The organism is Anaplasma marginale str. Florida (genome assembly GCF_000215485.1).
GTDB lineage: Bacteria > Pseudomonadota > Alphaproteobacteria > Rickettsiales > Anaplasmataceae > Anaplasma > Anaplasma marginale.
In genome coordinates this window covers 1-3145 of the sequence record NZ_AFMS01000019.1, presented here as the reverse complement: position 1 = coordinate 3145, position 3145 = coordinate 1, and the positions used below count along the sequence as shown (strand labels likewise).

Below are 3145 nucleotides of genomic sequence, written 5' to 3'. Positions count from 1 at the left end.
GTACGGGGGAGGCACCTGGTCCATCGCAGGTACGTGATGACGTTGTGGATGATGGAGGCATCAGAGATCAGGTACTTTCCCACTCTGAAGTGGGCACAGAAGCCGGATGTTTTTTCGTGCAAAAGATTATAGAATAAGCAGTGCGGCGGAAAGCCACGCACTACAGCCTACGTCACGCATTGCCTGCAACGCTCTCTCCTACCACCTTCTTCAAAACGTAGTGTAGCACACCTCCAGAGGCAAGATACTCCTCCTCGACTTCGGTGTTGATCGCACACAATAGGAGAATTTCCCTCTCAGAGCCATCCGCTTCGCGAATTTTGCACACAATCTCCTCGCCGACACCAACATTACCGCTTAATGTTATCACTTCATTGCCGGAAAACACGTTGTCGCTGGCCCGTTTAAAAGTGAGCGGCAGCACTCCCATGCTCACTAGGTTGGACCTGTGTATGCGTTCAAAATCCTCCGCTATTACCGCCCTGACCCCAAGCAGCAGCGTGCCTTTTGCCGCCCAGTCTCTACTAGACCCTGCACCGTATCCCTGTTTCGCAATAATCACCAGCGGCACATTGGCCTCCCTATAGAGCATAGCGGCCTCAAACACCGTCATAACTCTCTCCGTTGGGACGTGCTTCGTGAACCCACCCTGCACTTCATTGAGCATCTCATTTTTTATTCTGATGTTGGCAAAGGTACCTCGCAACATTACGTGATGGTTGCCCCTTCTGGCACCGTACGAATTGAAATCCCGTTCTTTGACGCCATTATGCATAAGAAACTCGCCTGCGGGGCTTTTCAAAGGAATATTGCCGGCAGGAGAAATATGGTCAGTAGTGATCCCGCTGCCAAGCAACATCAATATTCTTGCGCCACTTATGTTAAATTTCCTGCCAACCACCCTGCCGCTGGTCTCACCCATAAAATAGGGCGGGCTTTGCACGTATGTGCTACCAGGCTCCCAATTGTAGGTTGCATCACCCCTATATTCGACGTTTTTCCAAATGTCATCCCCACTGAAGACATCCTTATACTTTTCCGCAAAGACCTCCCTGGATACAAATTTTGCAATCACCTCCTCAATTTCACCGCTTGAAGGCCATAGGTCACGCAAGAAAATGTCATTACCGCGAGAATCCTGGCACACAGGATCGCGCGTTAGATCTAAGAGAACTGTGCCCGCCAGGGCGTAAATGACCACAAGAGGCGGCGAAGCGAGGAAATTGGCCTTAACGCATGGGTGTATCCTTCCCTCAAAATTCCGGTTGCCAGACAGAACAGATGCGACTAGCAAATCCTGCTCTTTGATCAGGCTTTCGATTTCCTTAGCAAGCGGGCCGGAATTTCCTATGCAGGTCGCACACCCGTACCCGGCGATATTGAATCCAATGAAATCCAAGCACTCCTGCAGGCCCGAAGATTGTAAGTATGCCTCAACAACCCTAGAACCGGGTGTGAGGGAAGTTTTAACCCAGGGCTTGGGCTTGATCCCGAGCTGTTTTGCCTTACGCGCAACCAGCCCCGCTGCAACCATCACATGTGGATTAGAGGTGTTAGTGCAGCTGGTAATCGCCGCGATAACTACATCTCCGTTTTTCACAACGGAATTGTGCTCAGTTTTTTTATGTGTTGCACACCCTGCCAGAGTGTTAGGAACTTGAGACAGCAAAACCCGCTCCTGCGGCATTTTAGGCCCAGCAACAACAGGTTGTACATCGGCCAAATCCACGATGAGCTTATCTGAATAAACTGCCTGGCTGCCATTGTTGTACCACAAACCCTGCGCACGCAGATATGCCTCAACAACGTCTATCTCTTCTTTCGAGCGTCCGGTGACGTCTAGATAGTCTAGCGTACCCTGGTCAAATGGGAAAAATCCGCAGGTTGCGCCGTATTCCGGCGCCATATTTGCAACAGTGGCTCGGTCAAACACAGATAAATTCTTGAGTCCATCTCCGTAAAACTCAACAAATTTCCCCACCACACACTTCTTTCTGAGAATGTTAGTGATTGTCAGCACCGTGTCTGTCGCGGTCACACCCTCGCGCAACTTGCCATGTAACTCTACCCCTAACACTTCAGGTGCTACCATGACTATCGGCTGCCCAAGCATAACGGCTTCGGCCTCTATTCCTCCAACGCCCCATCCCAACACCGCAATCCCGTTTACCATTGTGGTATGGCTATCGGTCCCAACAACAGTGTCTGGGCACAAAACTCCGCCGCGGTTCCACACAATTTTGGCCAAATGTTCGAGATTAACCTGGTGGCATATGCCAACGCCAGGTGGTATCACACGAAAGTTGCTAAATGCGGACTGCCCCCATTTGAGGAATTTATAGCGCTCCAAATTCCGTGACATCTCCAGCCCGACATTTTTTGCCAGTGCATCTTGCGTGCCGTAGAAATCAACCTGCACGGAATGGTCTATTACCAGATCCACAGGAATTTTCGGATTTATTAGGCTCGGGTCACGCCCCTTTTCCCGCACATAATCGCGCATAGCTGCCAGGTCCACAAGCGCGGGCACTCCCGTAAAATCTTGCATGATAACCCTGGCGGGCATGAAACTCACTTCACACTCTACGCCCGTGTTTATACGGTTAGCTAGCCTTTTTAGGTCACCAAGCGTAACATGGACGCCATCCTCGTTGCGCAACAGATTCTCTAGCAAAATCTTGAGCACAAACGGCAGTCTGGCACCATCCAGACCCAGCCCCTGGTAGGCCGCATCTAACGCGAAGTAGTCATGAGAACTTCCGCCTACACGTAACTGCCTGCGTGTTTGTAGAGAATCCAAGCACGTCACACCAACCTCCGTACAGCAACCTAGCGCAGTCCTCTCTTGTAGGATAGCAGATGTCCGCCGCGCCGTCACCCCCTAATTAACAGCAGCTCACAGCCACAAATCCCTCCCACATTTAACATGGCAATTGACTTGCTTAGTGTTAACGTGTTCGTCACAATAGCACGTCGTGCCGGACAACCGCGGATATGCAGTGAGCGAAAGCACGATCAAACAAAAACACGGCCTCTATGGCCCCACTTGCGGAAGAGAAGGCGCATGACGCCACCATAGCGGACTCAGCAAACCCACACCAGCGAGACGCGAGGCAAGACAACCCGTAAGGCGCACCACACGGAA

2 protein-coding genes are annotated in these 3145 nt (G+C 51.3%); both read right to left on the bottom strand.

All coding sequences use genetic code 11. The features are described 5' to 3' along the window. Positions 1–172: 172 nt before the first annotated feature. Positions 173–2809 carry an aconitate hydratase AcnA gene (acnA, locus tag GAC_RS00610; RefSeq protein ID WP_010268390.1) on the bottom strand — a complete coding sequence of 879 codons (2637 nt, stop codon included), beginning with the start codon at positions 2807–2809 and terminating at the stop codon, positions 173–175. A 151-nt stretch (positions 2810–2960) separates the two neighbouring features. Beyond that, the coding region (locus tag GAC_RS05820) for a hypothetical protein (RefSeq protein ID WP_037348981.1) at positions 2961–3145 on the bottom strand (185 nt) is incomplete at its 5' end.